General features: G+C 36.9%; 15 protein-coding genes. 10 read left to right on the top strand and 5 right to left on the bottom strand.

The window, feature by feature from the left end; genetic code table 11:
• Positions 1–102: 102 nt before the first annotated feature.
• The 6 genes from SFA27_RS07410 to SFA27_RS07385 all read left to right on the top strand — a co-directional run bounded on the left by SFA27_RS07410 (position 103) and on the right by SFA27_RS07385 (position 6,677).
• Positions 103–825, top strand: a complete 723-nt coding sequence (locus tag SFA27_RS07410) for a hypothetical protein (RefSeq protein ID WP_407297347.1) — start codon at positions 103–105, stop codon at positions 823–825.
• Between the two features lie 27 nt (positions 826–852).
• The gene (locus SFA27_RS07405) at positions 853–1,545 is read left to right on the top strand and encodes an AIM24 family protein (protein WP_407297345.1); all 693 of its coding nucleotides are present in this window, start codon (positions 853–855) and stop codon (positions 1,543–1,545) included.
• Positions 1,546–1,604: 59 nt separating this feature from the next.
• Complete coding sequence (locus SFA27_RS07400; protein WP_407297343.1) at positions 1,605–3,140, top strand: hypothetical protein; 1,536 nt, start codon at positions 1,605–1,607, stop codon at positions 3,138–3,140.
• A 210-nt stretch (positions 3,141–3,350) separates the two neighbouring features.
• Positions 3,351–4,748 (top strand): Gfo/Idh/MocA family protein, encoded by a 1,398-nt coding sequence (locus tag SFA27_RS07395; protein WP_047378212.1) that lies wholly within the window; start codon positions 3,351–3,353, stop codon positions 4,746–4,748.
• On the top strand, positions 4,738–5,652 hold the full coding sequence (locus tag SFA27_RS07390; protein ID WP_407297341.1) for an NDP-sugar synthase: 915 nt from the start codon (positions 4,738–4,740) through the stop codon (positions 5,650–5,652). The genes SFA27_RS07395 and SFA27_RS07390 overlap by 11 nt, the downstream gene beginning before the upstream one ends.
• The gene (locus SFA27_RS07385; RefSeq protein ID WP_407297339.1) at positions 5,643–6,677 is read left to right on the top strand and encodes a phosphotransferase enzyme family protein; all 1,035 of its coding nucleotides are present in this window, start codon (positions 5,643–5,645) and stop codon (positions 6,675–6,677) included. Before SFA27_RS07390 ends, SFA27_RS07385 begins: the two co-directional genes overlap by 10 nt.
• 164 nt (positions 6,678–6,841) lie before the next feature.
• On the opposite strand, the gene SFA27_RS07380 is transcribed toward SFA27_RS07385, so the two are convergent.
• Both SFA27_RS07380 and SFA27_RS07375 read right to left on the bottom strand, forming a co-directional pair.
• On the bottom strand, positions 6,842–7,333 hold the full coding sequence (locus SFA27_RS07380) for a DNA-deoxyinosine glycosylase (RefSeq protein WP_407297337.1): 492 nt from the start codon (positions 7,331–7,333) through the stop codon (positions 6,842–6,844).
• 152 nt (positions 7,334–7,485) lie between these two features.
• On the bottom strand, positions 7,486–9,480 hold the full coding sequence (locus SFA27_RS07375; RefSeq protein ID WP_407297335.1) for a prolyl oligopeptidase family serine peptidase: 1,995 nt from the start codon (positions 9,478–9,480) through the stop codon (positions 7,486–7,488).
• A 205-nt stretch (positions 9,481–9,685) separates the two neighbouring features.
• On the opposite strand from SFA27_RS07375, the gene SFA27_RS07370 reads away from it, so the two are divergent.
• Positions 9,686–10,552, top strand: a complete 867-nt coding sequence (locus tag SFA27_RS07370; RefSeq protein ID WP_407297333.1) for a chitobiase/beta-hexosaminidase C-terminal domain-containing protein — start codon at positions 9,686–9,688, stop codon at positions 10,550–10,552.
• Between the two features lie 52 nt (positions 10,553–10,604).
• Here the strand turns inward: SFA27_RS07370 and SFA27_RS07365 are convergent, their stop codons facing one another.
• Entirely contained in the window at positions 10,605–10,949 is a 345-nt protein-coding gene (locus SFA27_RS07365) for a phage holin family protein (RefSeq protein ID WP_047378217.1), read from the bottom strand.
• A 116-nt stretch (positions 10,950–11,065) separates the two neighbouring features.
• Complete coding sequence (locus tag SFA27_RS07360; protein ID WP_047378218.1) at positions 11,066–11,488, bottom strand: PaaI family thioesterase; 423 nt, start codon at positions 11,486–11,488, stop codon at positions 11,066–11,068.
• Between the two features lie 228 nt (positions 11,489–11,716).
• On the opposite strand from SFA27_RS07360, the gene SFA27_RS07355 reads away from it, so the two are divergent.
• From SFA27_RS07355 to SFA27_RS07345, 3 genes are all read left to right on the top strand, one after another.
• A complete protein-coding gene (locus tag SFA27_RS07355) occupies positions 11,717–12,139 on the top strand; it encodes a hypothetical protein (protein ID WP_407297330.1) in 423 nt (140 codons plus the stop codon).
• 210 nt (positions 12,140–12,349) lie between these two features.
• On the top strand, positions 12,350–13,204 hold the full coding sequence (locus tag SFA27_RS07350; protein WP_264517427.1) for an AraC family transcriptional regulator: 855 nt from the start codon (positions 12,350–12,352) through the stop codon (positions 13,202–13,204).
• Between the two features lie 200 nt (positions 13,205–13,404).
• Positions 13,405–13,896, top strand: a complete 492-nt coding sequence (locus SFA27_RS07345; protein ID WP_264517426.1) for a hypothetical protein — start codon at positions 13,405–13,407, stop codon at positions 13,894–13,896.
• Between the two features lie 425 nt (positions 13,897–14,321).
• Here SFA27_RS07345 and SFA27_RS07340 read toward each other — a convergent pair whose 3' ends face one another.
• Positions 14,322–16,448 (bottom strand): DNA topoisomerase 3, encoded by a 2,127-nt coding sequence (locus SFA27_RS07340; RefSeq protein ID WP_407297328.1) that lies wholly within the window; start codon positions 16,446–16,448, stop codon positions 14,322–14,324.
• Between the last annotated feature and the right edge of the window lie 321 nt (positions 16,449–16,769).

Raw genomic sequence — 16,769 nt, 5'->3', positions numbered from 1 at the left:
GTGCAAATATACGACATTGAATACCCCTTTGTCAAGTATTATTTACAATGAAATATAAAACCGTGATTTTACGGGGAATTTTAAACTTAAAAAGTTTTACTTTTGGGAAAATTAAAATTCAGCATGGAGCCAGTAAGCACAATCTATTTCCTTAATAATCCGTATCCTGACGGTCATAAAATTGTTACATTCAACTGGAACGGACGGATTGATGAATATGGGTTTATCTGGTTTGATTTTCATTTAAAAACCGAAAATTATTATGCAAATGATGATGACAGCGACGAAGAAGACGAAGATCTCTCTGACTGGGACTCCAAAGTCGTATGGGGAAATTACCATGCCTGTACTCTATCGTCAAATTATTGGGGTGAGCAAAGAGGAATAAGAATTAACAACCTTGATGAGAAACTTGACTTCGATGCTGTTGTTAAAAATAACCTTTTCAGCAACGATCTTCCATCTGAACAACATTATGATGATGATGATCTGGCATTCAATATTTATCTGCTGGGACATGACAGTTGTGCCGGCCATCAGATACAGTTTTCAAAAACAGACAGTAGTCAATATGATATTACTTGGACCGGTAAAATAGCATTAACTTACGCTGGTGATGATGAGTTTTCTCATGATTTCAAAGCAGAGATTTTCAATGCAGAATTTGAAGGTTTTCATTATCCTAAAACCTGGTCAGTAGAAAAAGCAACGGAAATGTTCAAAGCTAGACTTGCCAACTTTGAAACCTATGAATTTGTGGATCTGAATCCGAAAAGTAATAAGAGAGAATACAAATTAAACAGAATCAAATCGATAACCGCATAAAAACAACCAATCAAAAAAATTATCATTATGAGTAAATATTCAATTGAAGCATTTATCAACGAAACAAAAGAGAATCCGCAGCAAAGAGATTATTTTGAACTGGAAACCAAACATGTTCTGGAAATCAACCTTAATAATCAGGCAGTATGGACCAAAAAAGGAAGTATGGTAAGCTATGTGGGAAATGTCAATTTTGAAAGGCAGGGAATGCTTGCCGGAGGAATTGGAAATCTTCTTAAAAAAGCAATCAGCGGGGAAGGAAGTAAGCTTATGAAAGCGGAAGGAACCGGAAAATTGTATGTGGCAGATTCCGGAAAAAAAGTACGTATCCTTTATCTGAACAACGAGTCAGTATGTGTGAACGGAAATGATGTTCTTGCCCATGAGCAAAGTGTAAAAAGTGATATTACCATGCTTAAGAGTATTGCAGGAATGATGTCTGGCGGACTTTTCCAGGTGAAACTTTCAGGAACGGGACATATTGCCATTACAACTCACGGAGATCCATTAACTCTACTGGTAACTCCTGATACGCCTGTGTTCACAGATCCTAATGCTACTGTTGCATGGTCCGGAAATCTGAACCCGGAACTGAAAACAAATGTTTCTTTCAAAAGCCTTATCGGAAGAGGAAGTGGTGAAGAATTTCAGATGAAGTTCTCAGGCCACGGATGGGTATTGATTCAGCCTTACGAAGAAGTTTATTATATGGAAAAATAAAGCCGGCAAACCTTAGAGGGAATTTTGTATTTTCGTAGTACTTATTAAAGCAATAGCAAATGAATACTCTGATAAAGCTATTTTTTCTGATCGTTATAATTCCTAATATAATTATAGCCCAAAAACCAAAGAATAATTACGAATACAATATAGATCTTCTTCATATGTCCAACGATGAAGTCCGGGTTTCTTTTGCTCCGCCCAGGAACAATCTTCAACAAGGTAAGTTTATTATCCCTAAACTGGTTCCCGGATTTTATCAGGCTATGAATTTCGGCCAATATGTTTCAGATTTTTCAGCTACCGACAAGAACGGAAAAAAAATACTGACAGAACGCCTGGATAAAAACAGCTGGCTGGTACACGATCTTAAACATGTACACCAAATATCATATCAGGTAGCCGACGGTTGGGATTCTTTAAAAAATGATACCCAGGAAGCCAAATCTCCAGGCAGTATGTTTATCAAAGACAGCGTTTTTGTAATCAACTATAATTCTTTAGTGGGATATTTTGAAGAAATGAAAGATAATCCTTATCAGATTAATATTACAAAAAACAAGGACTTTTACGCTTCTTCTGCCCTGGATTATAAGCAGAAAAATAAAAATACAGATATTGTTTGGGCAAAAGATTACCGGCAATTGGTAGATTCTCCTGTTTTATATTGCGTTCCCGATACTACATGGCTCAAAATAGGTCATACCAAAGTGCTTGTATCATTCTATAACAAGAAGGAAAGACATTATTCTAAAACGATTGCTAACGAAATAGAGAACATTCTGAAAAATCAGCAGGCTTATCTTGGCGGAACATTACCGGTCAACAAATATGCTTTTTTGATTTATTATGAATCTTCCAATGAAAACGGATATCTGGGAGACGGGCTTGAACACTCCCACTCTACAGTCTGCCTGTACCGTTCAGGAAGTATGAAATTTCTTCCGAATGCTTTAAACAGAGTGGCTTCTCATGAGTTTTTCCATATTGTTACCCCTCTCAATATTCATTCAGGAGAAATTCAACATTATGATTTTCTGAATCCTGTCATGTCTAAGCATCTTTGGCTGTATGAAGGAATGACTGAATATGCTACGATTCATATGCCTATCAAACAAAAAATGATCAGTCTGGAAGATTTTGAAAAAAGTCTGGAAGAAAAGATACATGGTATGAAAGAATTTGATGATAAATTTTCTCTTACTGAATTGAGTAAAAACTCCATGGAAAGACAGGATCAGTATATGAATTTTTACATGAAAGGAGCATTACTTGGATTATGTCTGGACATAAGGCTAAGAGAACTCTCAAACGGAAAAACAGGAACTCAGGATCTGATGCAGATGCTTATGAAAAAGTATGGAGAGGGTAAATATTTTAATGATGATGAACTTTTTGATGAAATTACTAAAATGACCTATCCGGAAATACGTGTATTTTTCAGGGATTATGTAGAAGGTACCCAACCTATTCCATTGAAGGAATATCTGGAAAAAGCAGGTCTTAGCTATGATGAAACCACCGGAAAAGTAACTACGATACCTAATCCCGATTCAAAACAGCTGGCTTTAAGAAAAGCATGGATTAATCAATAGACTTTTAAACGAAATTATAAAAGTGAAAAGAGCTAAAGAGTAAAAATTATTTAGCTCTTTTACCCTATTTCAAACATTCTTAAACCATCTTACTCTCTAGCCCGGAAACTCTTTCACTCCCAAATCCTCCAGCTTCCCCTCCCTCACCTGATATTATCCATCACCTCATCGGGATTTACAAAAGTTTTAATATATTTAGGAAAAAAATAGATGGACAATAGTAATTCGCGCAGGAACTTTCTTAAGACAGCAGCTTTAGCAAGCTTTGGGGCATTGGTTTTACCCAATTCATTATTTGCCTATTCCAATGATTTTAAAACAGATAAAAAAGTCCGTGTCGGTTTCATCGGCGTTGGTCTTCGTGGGCAGGAACATGTGAAATTACTGGCAAAACGCAATGATGTAGAGATTGTAGCATTTGCAGATCCTGAGAAAAGAATGCTTGCTGCTTCTCAAAAAATATTAAAAGACAACAATAAACCGGCTGCTCAGGAGTTTTCCAACGGGGAATATGACTATAGAAATCTATTAAAATTAAAAACAATAGATGCTGTTGTCATTGCTACTCCATGGGAATGGCACCTTACACAGGGTGTAGAAGCTATGCGTGCTAAAAAAATTGTGGGCATGGAAGTTTCCGGAGCAATAAAGCTTCAGGACTGCTGGGAATTTGTAAAAGTATACGAGGAAACAAAAGTTCCTATCTTCATGATGGAAAACGTGTGTTACCGAAGAGATATTATGGCCATTCTGAATATGGTTCGTAAAGGGATGTTCGGAGAATTAGTTCACGGAAGAGGTGGTTATCAGCATGATCTGAGAGGTGTGCTTTTCAATGACGGGGTTAATCCTTACAATTCCGGTGCAGAGTTCGGAGAAAAAGGATTCAGTGAGGCAAAATGGAGAACCGAACATTATGTAAAACGTAACGGAGAACTTTATCCTACACATGGATTAGGTCCGGTTGCCATGATGATGGATATCAACAGAGGAAACCGTTTAACAAGACTTTCTTCATTCTCTTCAAAATCTGTAGGACTTCATAAATATATTGTAGAACATCCTAAGGGAGGAGAAAATCATCCAAGTGCCAAAGTAAAATTCAATCAGGGAGATGTGGTAACTACGCAGATTGCCTGTGCCAATGGGGAAACCATCCTTCTGACTCATGATACAAGTTTACAGCGGCCTTATGATTTGGGCTTCCGTGTTCAGGGAACTGAAGGATTGTGGCAGGATTTCGGATGGGGAGATTTCAACCAGGGCCACATTTATTTTGAAAAAACAATGAACCATACCCACCGTTGGGACAATACAGAAAAATGGATGACAGAACACGATCATCCGATGTGGAAAAGGTTTGAAAATACTGCTGCGGGAGCAGGACATGGCGGAATGGATTTCTTTGTAATGAATACTTTTATTGAATGTATCAAACGAAATATAGAATTCCCGATGGATGTGTATGACCTTGCTTTATGGTATTCCATTACGCCGTTGAGTGAAGAATCTATTGCCAAAGGCGGTCAGGTAGTTGATATCCCTGATTTTACCAATGGAAAATGGAAAACCCGTAAACCTGTATTTGGAATGACCGATGAGTTCTAAGAAAACACTACTCATATTAGCAGGCGGATTAGGCAGCAGATATAAAGGGCTCAAACAGATAGACGGAATACTCAATAATGGCTCACCGATTCTGGAGTATTCTATCTTTGATGCTCTGGAAGCCGGTTTCCAAAAAGTAGTTATTATTGTCAATAAACTGATTCCTGAACGTTATATTGAAAGACTCAACAGCATTTCAGAAACTAAAAATTTTGAGCTGCATTGGGTGTATCAGGAAATGGACAGTATTCCTATTTCGCTGGAAGGTTTTGATTATCCTGATCGTGAGAAACCATGGGGAACTGCTCATGCTGTTCTTTGTGCCAAATATTCAGTACAGGAGCCTTTTGTGATGATTAATGCGGATGATTTTTACGGAAAAGAAGCGTTTCAATTGGCCGCAAATGAAATTAACCATCATCATATCTCAGATTCACAATTGGGAATGATTGTTTATCCCGTAGGAACAACGTTGAGTGATAATGGAGCTGTAGCCAGAGGAATATGCACGCTGGATCCGGAAAATTATCTGATCAAAGTTGAAGAACAAACTTCCATTCAAAAAATAAATAATTCTATCGTTTATATTAAAAATGGAGAAAATGTAAAATTAGATCCTAATACTTTGGTATCCATGAACTTTTTTATATTCCATCCTCATATTTTCTGTTATCTGGAAGCCTATTTCTATGACTTTATCGAATCTGATCCACTACCAACTCAGGAATTTTATATTCCTTCTGCTGTACAGAGAATGATAGATGAAAACAGAGTACAGGTAAAGGTAAAAGCGTCTATGTCTCAATGGATGGGTGTCACTTATGCCGATGATAAAGAGGAAATTAAAGATTTTTTGATTTCAGAAGTTAGAAACAATAGATACCCGGAAAATTTATGGAGCTAAACGATATTGTTATTCAATTTATTGGTACAGATCATTACGATCTCACTCCTATTACTGACGGGTTGATCAATACCACCTATCTTTTGGAAAATAAAGATCAGGGGAAAAAGTTTATCTTACAGAAAATCAACAATCATGTTTTCAAACGGCCGGAGATTATCATCAATAATCATTTAATGATTAATGAACTTCTAAGGTCAAATAACTATCAGTTTCAAATGATAGAACCTATTCCTTCTCTTACCGGTAAACTTCTGGTAAAAGATACAAATGATGATCCATGGCGTATGTTGAGCTTTGTAGAAAACAGTGTTTCTTTTCTTACCGTTCCATCACTGCAGACGGCATTTGAAGCAGCTAAGACCTTCAGTTATTTCCTTACTACCGTTAATACTGAAAAGCTGCCTGCTATTGAAGATACACTTCCTGATTTTCTTAATTTTGAGAAAAGGGTTGCAGATTATAAAAATGCACTTAAAGATGCGGCTCCTCAATTAAAAGAAAATGCAAAGGCTGAAATAGAAATCACCAATCAGCTTCTGTCCTTGCCTGATCAATGGATCGAAATGGAGAAAAACAATCAGATTCCTAAAAGAATCATACATGCAGATGTGAAAATCAGCAATATCCTCTTCGATCAGAATCATAAACCATTAGCTGTCATTGATCTGGATACTATGATGATTTCCACAGTTTTGTATGATTTCGGAACAATGATCCAGTCTTATACCAATACTACTCATGAAGATGATGGAAATGCCAGAAACAATTTCAACCCTGAAATGTATAAGGTTGTAAAAGAAGGATTCTTATTCTATTTAAAGGAAAAACTTACCCCGGAAGAATCTGACAATCTTGATTATGCTGCACAAGTCGCCATTTATATCCAGGAACTTCGTTTTTTAACGGATTACCTGAATGGAAGCACCTATTATTCTACGAAATATCCTGAGCATAATTTAGACCGGACCAAAAACCAACTGGAGCTGTTGAAGGGATTAAGGGAATATCTGGGAAGTGAATGATGTTAAAAAATCCTTTAATTTTCTATCAAGATTAAATACAAAATTTAGATTCCTACGGAATGACAAAGTGTACGCATAAATAAAGCGCTCTGTTTGTCATTCCGTAGAAATCCCCACTCTTACAAACAACGCCCTAACTCGTAAACCCTCCCATTCTCAAACTCTCAAACCAAAAACTCCAGTATTCTCTTCCACTCCTCCAGCTTCTTCTCAAAGGAAACGGTATGAAGTGGACTTGTAGAAGGCAATAGGAAAATGGGCAGTTTATAATTTTTCCCCAGCAGTTTTTGTAAATTTTTATGAGATTTTCCACCATTGCAGAATATGGCTTTGACATTTGGGTGTTTTTCCAGCAGTTCAGCAATCTGGTTGGCCTCTTCATTTCTGATTTCGGAATCCAGGCTTCCTTTTCTTTCGCAGGAATCAATGACGTCCCAAAGAGCAATGTGATGTTTCATGATCGTTTTGATTCTTTGGGTATAATCTTCAGTAAATTCTTCGTTCAGCAACTCAAAAATAATTTTCCAGAATTTATTTTGCGGATGGGCATAATATTGTTGTTTTTCCAATGATTTCACGCCCGGAATTGAGCCTAAAATTAAAATTTCAGATTGGGCATCAATAAGGGGTGAAAATGAAGAAATACGGTTTTGCATATTCAAATATATAGATTTTATTTCTCGCAGATTATGCAGATTACACAGATTAAAAAATATGTTGCTATTTAGGTTTTGGCTAAAGCCATTGAATTTCTGGGCATAAAAAAGCGGGCTAAAGCCCGCTCCTATTGATATTTATTTTGTTTCTATTATAAAGTTTCTTTCAACCAATCAAAGAATTCTCTCTGCCATACCAATCCGTTTTGTGGATGAAGTACCCAGTGATTTTCGTTCGGGAAGTAAACCAGTTTAGATTTTAATTCTCTTAATTTTGCAGCCTGGAAAGCTTCCTGTCCCTGCTCGTAAGGAACACGGAAATCAATTCCTCCCTGAACGATCATGATAGGTTTATTCCATTTATCTACAAAATTGCTTGGATTGAATTCTGTATAAGCTTTTGGCTGTGGTTTTTCCCATGGTGAACCAAGATCCCAGTTTGCAAACCAAAGCTCTTCAGTAGTAAGATACCATGATTTCATATCAAATAATCCATCATGAGCGATGAATGTTTTGAATCTGTTTTCATGGATTCCTGCCAGCATAAATACGCTGTATCCTCCGTAACTCGCTCCTACTGCGGCTACTCTGTCTCCGTCTACATATGGTAAAGTTTTCGCAAAGTCTGTTGCTGCCAGATAATCTCTCATTGGCTGCCCGCCCCAGTCTCTTGAAATCTCTTCATTCCATTTTGTACCCCAGCCTGGCATACCTCTTCTGTTTGGTGCTACCACGATATAATCATTGGCTGTCATCAGGGCAAAGTTCCATCTTACGCTGAAAAACTGAGTAAGAGCAGACTGCGGACCACCCTGGCAGTATACCAAAGTAGGATATTTTTTGTTTGGGTCAAAGTTTGGCGGATAGTGGAACCACACGCCCATTTCCTTACCGTCTGAAGTCTTCACCATCTTAAGTTCAGATTTCCCCTGAGCCAGCTTAGCATATGTTTCTTTATTGGCTTCAGTCACCTGCTTCATTTCTCCGTTTTTAACGTTTACAGAGAATAATTCTGTGGCATGGTTTACATCTGTTCTTCCTACTAAAAGTGAATTTTTATTGTCTGTAAAGATTTCGTTTACGTCAAAATCTCCTTTCGTAATCTGTTGTACTTTTGCTGATTTTGAATCCAGAGCAAAAAGCTGTTTTGTCCCTCTGAACGCTGCTGTGAAGTAGATCGTTTTTGAATCTGCACCCCAAAGTACATCTCCTGAAACACTTTCATCCCAACCAGAAGTTAAATTAGTTGTCTTTCCTGACTTCCAATCCATGATTTTCACATCATTCTTATCTGCTTCATATCCATCTCTGGCCATGCTCTGCCAGATCAAAGATTTTCCATCCGGACTGAATTTAGGATTTACATCATACCCTTTGTTGGATTCTGTAAGATTTTTGGTTGTTCCTGATGCTAAATCGTAAGCAAAAATATCTGTATTGGTACTTGTAGAATAGTCTTTTCCACTTTTAGGTTTTGTAACATATAAAAGCTGTGCAGAATCTGAACTCCAGATAAAGTCTTCAGCACCCCCGAAGGGTCTCTGAGGAGAATCCCACATTTTTCCTTCCAGCAGGTCTTTAGCTGATTCTGCTTTATCAGAAGTATTCACTACAAATACATGGTTGTATTTTCCTTCATTGAAATAATCCCAGTGTCTGTGGTTCAGATCTGTATACACCTGAGCCGTAGTTTTAGGAGTATCGCTGAATTTATCTTTCCCCATTACTTTTTCTACCAATACCTGCTTGCTGAAAGCAATTTTCTTCCCGTCCGGAGAAATGACAACATTATCAACTTCACCGATGGTATAAAATTCTGTCCAGGTTTTTCCTGCATCTTTAGAAAGATAGATTTTATCACCTTCCTGAGCATAGATTCCATTTTTATCCCATTGAATAAGGGCTTTTTTACCGAAATCAATTTTGAAAGACTGATTATTAAGAACATTCAGAAAATAGTTCTCATTTTTTGTTTTTTCTGTTTTCAGATCAACCTGTCCTACTTTATAGATAAGAGAACCCTGATCCGGTGAAACAGCCTGTACTACAACTTTTTTCAAAGTCCAAAGAATTTCAGGCGTCATTACTTGTTGTGCATTCATTAAAAGCGGAGCTGCCAAGGCCAGCAGACTGTACTTAAGTTTCATATGTTGATATTCATTTTTTAACGGATGTACGGAATCCTGCTGATTTCATACCCTCCTTTTATTAAACTCAAAGATTGCCAAAGTTAACTATTAAAATAAAATTAACGAAAGAATTAACATTTAAGTTTTCTAAAGTTTAAAGTAAATCATTTATCAATTGGTAAATTCATTAATTTTATAAAAAACAAACTAATACCCATATTTCATGAAAAAGTTTCTGCTTATTTCGTCATTTCTTCTATCATCATTCTTTTTTTCACAGTTAACGATAAGTCCTTTTGCAAGTCATTATGATAATCCTTATCAAGCCATTATTTCAGGAAACGGCACAATTTATTATACAACTGATGGAAGTACACCCACACTAAGTTCTAGTTCTGCCCTCAACAATGTGCAGATTCCTATCGACCAGAATAAAGAAATCAAAGCATTTCTTGTTAACGGACAGGGAAATTCCTCAGCTATCATCAGTAAAAAATATTATACGGGAAGTATTCCTGATGCTGTTATTTATTTTAAAGCACCTTCTACCTGGACGGGCGGAAGCTGTGCCATGATTGATATGATTAATCCCAATTCAATTAACGGATTTGCAATAGATACGTTATGGCCCGGAATAGTGATGCAGCCTGCAGGATGTGAAACCTGGTACAAAATCACCAGAAATTTTGAAAATGCCAATGTACGTTTTAATAATTGTTCTCTTTTTGAAAATATTCCTCCGGCCATCAGTACGAATTTGATTCCGATGGGAAGTACTTTGTATTATGATTTTACAGATGGAGTGATAACAACTCCACCTTCATGCCTGTTTTTGGCAACTCATGAAACACAGCTTAAAAACAACACCCTTTTGATCAAGGTTTATCCGAATCCTGTTTCAGATGTTTTAAAGGTGAATACAGACAGAAACTTCAAGGAATATGAAATTACAGATGTGAACGGAAGAGCTATTGTAAAGGGTCAGTTTGTAAAAGAAATTTTAATTAATCAGCTTATTTCTGGAAATTACTTTCTAAAACTGAAAGACCAGCAGGGAAATTTGGTTTTACTGAAATTCATTAAAAAATAAAAAAATCCGCTCGTTGAGCGGATTTTTTTATTTTGATTTATTATGATTTTAATTAATCTCCATCTGAGAACATTGAATTCGCCAGAGACGTCACGATTGACAATAATATACTGAAGATAAATGCCCACCAGAAACCATCTACCACCATACTATCTATGAAGTAGTCTGCAATCAGGATAATTCCGGCATTGATTACCAAAGCAAAGAATCCTAATGTAAGAATGGTCAACGGCAGACCGAACAGGCTTAAAATAGGCTTTACAAATATGTTAAGAACCCCTAGCACAATAGCAAAGATAATGGCTGAAGAAAATCCTTCAAAATGTACTCCCGGTAAGATTTTAGTTAAAAGATAAGCTACAATTGCTGTTACAAATAATCGGATAATTAAGTTCATTGAGTTATTTTTTAATGTTTATGGGGTGTATGGAGCAAAAGCCATTCCATTCCGGAAAAAAGAATCCTTTGAAACCCTTTATTTAAGGAATATCTTGTCTTTTTTTCTTTAATGTTTTATTTTATTTTCATCATTGTGACCAATGAAGTCGCCACATGGCTTTCTGAGTCTGATCCTTCAGTCTGAACATAGATTTCTGTTCTCACCACAATGATTTTCCCTCCGCCTTTGATGACATAGGATTTTGAAACCAAAGCATCACCCATGGCAGGACGAAGGTAATTCACTTTCAATTCAACAGTTACCACATAACAGTCTTCTGCGTAATGGCTCACCGCTGCATAACCTGAAGAAACATCTACCAAAGAAGCAATCATAGCCCCATTGAACATTCCGGCTTTCCTGGTCATCATTTCCATTTTAGGAATCTTCATGGATATAAAATCGGTTTCTACTTCCAGCAGTTCTGCTTTATAGAATTGTAAAGTTTCCGAACGGTTGAAGCTGTCTGTGATGAGTTTTCTTTTTTCTGGAGTCATTACTTTTTGAATTTGTATGTAAAGGTAGAAATTGATTTAAAGATTAAAGAATTTAAAGATTAAAAATTTTCCAGTGGCAAGAAGCTTTGAAGGAACTGATATAAACTTATGCTGCTGTTTAATTTCTACATGAATATTTAAACCTTATAGGTTTGCTGATGTGTGGTTTGTTCAGCAATAATCAAAATTTTTCAGTTCAAAAGATTAGCTTTGCAGAAAAGCTTTACTATGGGTTTAAAAAGGTTTTTCCAATTTTTAGGTTTAGTGGCAGGCTCCGGTTTCCAGGCGCAGACTCTGCATTTGTATGGCGGCGCAGATCAGGATCAATATCTGGGTTGTTTAAACTGTGATAAATTTGATAAGAATTCGATATGGAACAAGTTTAGCGATTATGGAAATGCCTTCAGTTCAAAATCTATCTGGAATGCCTATGGAAATTACGGAAGTCCCCACAGCACCTACTCTCCATGGAATGAGTATGGAGCTTATCCTCCGGCAATTGTAGATCAGGATGGAAATTTCTTTGGGTTTCTTACTGTGAATCCTTATAAATCTGGAAGATCAGAGCTGGAACTGGCTGCGATTTTGTGCAAGCATCATGAGGAGATTAAAAATGATGTTAGTGGCTGGCATGAGAAATTGTTCCGGTAAGCCACCCCGTCAAAAACTCTTTGAATTTTCGTCCCCCCTCCGGAAGAGGGAAATTTTCACGCCTTCAGTTGTAGTATTTGTAGTAGAACAAAGATTGTAAAAGTACAAGACTGGATTCCTTCAGAATGACAAGGTGTACGGATAGGCTACATTTTACAAGAATTTTTTTTAACTTTCACATGATTCAATTCAAAACGAACTTCATCCATTATGCTGAATGATTATAAAAAATACGAATTGTTTGGAAAGACTCTGATACAGAAAATTGATATGACGGGCCCATTCAGATATGATTTTCCGGTTTCGGAGCAAGCCTGTTTTCTGTATGTGATTAAAGGAGAATTTCAATATAAAACAGATGAGCAGGAATTTGATGTTCCTACCCATTATTCCCTGTTTCTGAACTGTATCAGTTCTGGAAAGCATATTCAAAATTCAAATTCAGAGGATAATTGTCAGGTCGTAATCGTTACTTTCTACCCGGATATTTTGAAAAGAATCTATGACAGAGAATTGCCTTTATTACTGCAAAGACCTGCCAATAATACTTCAACTCCGTCCAGTGAGAAAATAAATAATGATTTTCTAATTCAAAAATATGTAGAAGGATTGCTTTTTTACTTTGAAAATCCTTCACTCATTAATGAAGATATATTAATACTTAAACTGAAAGAGATTATGTTGCTGCTCGCCCAATCACAGAATGCAAATACCATTCAATTGATTTTGTCTCAACTTTTCTCTCCAACAACTTATTCTTTTAAGCAAATCATTGAAGCCAGCTTATTTTCACAACTCACCATTGAACAGCTTGCGGAACAATGTAATCTGAGTATATCATCCTTCAAAAGAGAATTCGCAAAACTCTATAATGATACTCCTGCCAACTATATAAGAAACAAAAAGCTGGAAAAAGCTGCCGAATTACTTTTAATATCCGATGAACGCATTACTGATATCGCATTGGACTGCGGATTTAATGATCTGGCTACTTTCACAAAAAATTTCAGCGACAAATATCTTGTCACTCCTTCCAATTACCGTCATCAACAGAAAGAAAAATAATTGAAAAGCATTTTATACAATGATAAGGACATTTCTTATTTCAATAAGGAATAATATTTTCTGGACTAAAATCTCAAATTCTTGAACTAAATCACAAAGTCATTTCTGTGTTTCTATCGCAAATTTGTACCGTCAGCTTCAGGGAATAGAAGTATGTCTGTAGCTCAGACTTATGAGTATAAATTTAAAATAAAATCAATATGAATCTATCAAGTTTAGGAATTTTTCACACCATTATTGGCATTGCAGCACTTGTTGGCGCCATCATAGGGTTTATCAAATATGGTAAAATCAATCTGGCCCAGCCGTCAGGAAAAGTTTATTTTTATGCTACTGCCATCACCTCACTTACCGCATTAGGCATCTCAAAAAATGGTGGTTTCAATGCAGGACATGTATTCTCATTATTCATCCTAGTATTGATCTTTGTTGCCTATTTCCTTTTTTCAAGTAAAAAGGATGTCAATAGAGCCAGATATTTTGAGAACTTCCTGCTGTCATTCAGCTTTTTTCTGTCCCTTGTCCCAACTATTAATGAAACTTTCACAAGAGTTCCGATAGGTCATCCTTTGGCTAAAGACATCAAAGATCCGATCATTGGGCAGACTCTTCTGATCCTTTTCCTGCTTTTTATTGCTGGATCTGTTTTTCAGTTTATAAAGCAGAAAAGAGAGAATGTTGAAATTTCATGATAATAAGGCGTTCAAAAAATTGTAAAACCACCCCGTCAAAAATTCTTTGAATTTTTGACACCCCTCCAAAAGAGGGGAATTTTTACGTCTTCAGTTGTAGTATTGGTAAATAGGGTAAGGATAGATTCCTGCGGAATGACAAATACTACGCTTAGTTTATCCGTACAGTTTGTCATTCCGTAGGAATCTCTGTATAGATGGGTTGGAAAACGCGGAGGCGCAAGGTCTTTCTAAACTGTGTATTTTTAAGGTGTAAAGATTTTATCTCCGATAAAATGTGATAATGTCAAAAAACTATCACGTTTGACTGGCAGTCAAAAGGTCACGGGTTCGAATCCCGTATTCTCCACCCAATGATGCTATTTAATCTGTTTTCCCGGAATCATGGACAAAAACTTGACAAATTTTGGATCAGATACTATTGATTAGCTAAGTTGTGTCTGAAAGTCATCACTTAACGTCAGAACTCCTTCTGTAATAGCTTCCGGATGTGTGGTAAAACCTTTTAATTTTGAAGTTTTCCCTTTTAAAACGAGGTCTAAAAGCTGTTTATCTGATAATTTTTTACCAAAAATTTCAAAAGTTATTTTAAAGCCACAGTTTTTGAAATCGGAACACCCTACTGCTGTTTTTCCTTTGATCAGATTGTGTTCTTTACATTTCGGACATTTTGTTTCTTCCCAGGACTGAAGTTCTTTTTTCTGTGCAGGTTCTCTTTTTTTCTTCTCCTTCACTTCTTCTTTTTCCTCTTCCTGAAGGGTAATCACTTTTCCTTTTCCGTACACTACTTTCTCGGTAAGTTCAGTAACCATCTGGATCAGCTCTTCCTTAAAAAGATTGGCTTCATACTCTCCTTTTTCAATTTTACGAAGTTTGGATTCCCATTCTCCGGTAAGTTCCGGACTTTTTAACAGCTCGTCCTCGATGGTATCTATCAACTGAATTCCGGTTTGCGTTGCGATGAGGTTTTTCCTTTTTTTCTCGATGTATTTTCTCTTGAAAAGGGTTTCGATGATATTCGCACGGGTGGATGGTCTTCCGATACCGTTGTTTTTCAGCATTTCACGCAGTTCTTCATCTTCAACCTGTTTTCCGGCAGTTTCCATGGCTCTCAGCAACGTTGCTTCGGTGTAGGGCTTTGGAGGAGTGGTTTTTCCCTGATGAATCATTGGATCGTGTGGTCCGGTTTCTCCTACAATAAATTCAGGGATGGTTTGTTCTTCCTCTTTTTCTTTTTCCTTATCGGTGGTTTCCTCTTTCGGTTCTTTGGCGTAAACGGCTCTCCATCCTGCTTCAAGAACCTGTCTTCCACTGGTTTTGAAAGGAATAGTTCCTACTTTTCCTTCTACCAATGTATTGGAAATTTTACATTCCGGGTAGAATACAGCAATGAAACGTTTTGCAATCAGATCATAAATCAGTTTTTCTTCCCTGCTCAGATTCTGAGAAGGTGGAATTTCCGTAGGAATGATCGCATGGTGATCCGTTACTTTTGTATCGTCGAAAACAGTTTTTGATTTTGGAATCGGAGCTTCCAGCAATGGGGCAATCAGATCCTGATAAGGGTACATTTTCTGAAGAATACCTGTTATTTTCGGGTATAAGCTATCTGATAAGTAGGTGGTATCCACACGCGGATAAGTTACATGCTTCTTTTCATAAAGGCTTTGCACATAATTCAATGTATTTTCCGCTGAATACCCATACTTTTTATTGGCTTCTACCTGAAGTCCGGTCAAATCGAAAAGTCGTGGATTTTTCTCTTTTCCTTCTTTAATTTCGAAAGAAACGATTTCAAATGGATTTACTTTAAGATATTCCAATCCTTTTTCAGCACGTTCCAGTGTTTTTAATCGGTCAATCGCTGCATTGAAAATAACGTCACGGTATTTGGTCTTCAATTCCCAATATTCTTCTGTGGTAAAGGCATCAATTTCTTTCTGACGCTGCACCAGCATGGCCAATGTTGGGGTTTGCACTCTTCCAATGGAAAGAACAGCTTTATTTCCGCCAAATTTCTTGGTAAAAAGCCTCGTAGCGTTGATTCCTAACAACCAATCTCCTATGGCTCTAGCATTTCCAGCCAGATACAGGTTTTTATAATCTTCCGCTGGTTTTAAGCTCGCAAAACCTTCTTTAATGGCATCTTCCGTCAATGAAGAAATCCATAAACGCTGGATGGGTTTGTTGCATTTTGCTTTCTGTAATACCCAACGCTGAATGAGTTCTCCCTCCTGCCCGGCATCCCCACAGTTAATGACCTCATCACATTCTTCGACCAATCTTTCAATCACTTTAAACTGATTTTCAACACCTTTATTCGGTATCAACTTGATTCCAAAACTGTTGGGAATAATCGGCAGTGAAAAAAGGTTCCAGGATTTGAACTGTGGACCGTAGTCGTGCGGTTCTTTCAGGGTACAAAGGTGTCCGAACGTCCATGTCACGCAATAGCCGTTTCCTTCCATATAGCCTTGTTTAGGCGTGGTAGCGCCCAATACTTTGGCGATATCTCTGGCAACACTGGGTTTCTCGGCAATACATAATTTCATGAACTCGGGTTTATAGAAGGAGTGCAAAAATCGGGATTTTTTTTGACATTGCAAATTTAGTTGGATGTTGAAGGGTTACATCTGAGAGAGAGGAAATTAAGTTCTGTATTCTAAAGATGTGAAGTTTTACAATGTATTTAAACGCAAAGGTTATTGGATTCTATTATATATTTGAGGGAGCAAAGAAATGCGATTAAAGTCGCTGATGAAGCGAAAGGATAATCTACCCTATTTAAAAAGAGATCATGCCAACGGTCTATCAATCGTCTTCTGTCATTCTAACGAAGGAAGAATCTTATTGATAATTAAATGAGATTCTTC

The organism is Chryseobacterium sp. HR92, from assembly GCF_045689405.1.
Taxonomy (GTDB): Bacteria; Bacteroidota; Bacteroidia; order Flavobacteriales; family Weeksellaceae; genus Chryseobacterium; species Chryseobacterium viscerum_A.
The sequence above is the reverse complement of the archived record's forward strand: the minus strand, read 5'-3'. Positions and strand labels throughout refer to the sequence as shown.

Coding starts and splice junctions, on each gene's coding strand:
- SFA27_RS07355 (WP_407297330.1), top strand. CDS start 11,717: ATGGGTTTAAAAAGGTTTTTCCAATTTTTAGGTTTAGTGGCAGGCTCC.
- SFA27_RS07405 (WP_407297345.1), top strand. CDS start 853: ATGAGTAAATATTCAATTGAAGCATTTATCAACGAAACAAAAGAGAAT.
- SFA27_RS07375 (WP_407297335.1), bottom strand. CDS start 9,480: ATGAAACTTAAGTACAGTCTGCTGGCCTTGGCAGCTCCGCTTTTAATG.
- SFA27_RS07350 (WP_264517427.1), top strand. CDS start 12,350: ATGCTGAATGATTATAAAAAATACGAATTGTTTGGAAAGACTCTGATA.
- SFA27_RS07385 (WP_407297339.1), top strand. CDS start 5,643: ATGGAGCTAAACGATATTGTTATTCAATTTATTGGTACAGATCATTAC.
- SFA27_RS07380 (WP_407297337.1), bottom strand. CDS start 7,333: ATGCAAAACCGTATTTCTTCATTTTCACCCCTTATTGATGCCCAATCT.
- SFA27_RS07395 (WP_047378212.1), top strand. CDS start 3,351: ATGGACAATAGTAATTCGCGCAGGAACTTTCTTAAGACAGCAGCTTTA.
- SFA27_RS07400 (WP_407297343.1), top strand. CDS start 1,605: ATGAATACTCTGATAAAGCTATTTTTTCTGATCGTTATAATTCCTAAT.
- SFA27_RS07345 (WP_264517426.1), top strand. CDS start 13,405: ATGAATCTATCAAGTTTAGGAATTTTTCACACCATTATTGGCATTGCA.
- SFA27_RS07360 (WP_047378218.1), bottom strand. CDS start 11,488: ATGACTCCAGAAAAAAGAAAACTCATCACAGACAGCTTCAACCGTTCG.
- SFA27_RS07365 (WP_047378217.1), bottom strand. CDS start 10,949: ATGAACTTAATTATCCGATTATTTGTAACAGCAATTGTAGCTTATCTT.
- SFA27_RS07370 (WP_407297333.1), top strand. CDS start 9,686: ATGAAAAAGTTTCTGCTTATTTCGTCATTTCTTCTATCATCATTCTTT.
- SFA27_RS07390 (WP_407297341.1), top strand. CDS start 4,738: ATGAGTTCTAAGAAAACACTACTCATATTAGCAGGCGGATTAGGCAGC.
- SFA27_RS07340 (WP_407297328.1), bottom strand. CDS start 16,448: ATGAAATTATGTATTGCCGAGAAACCCAGTGTTGCCAGAGATATCGCC.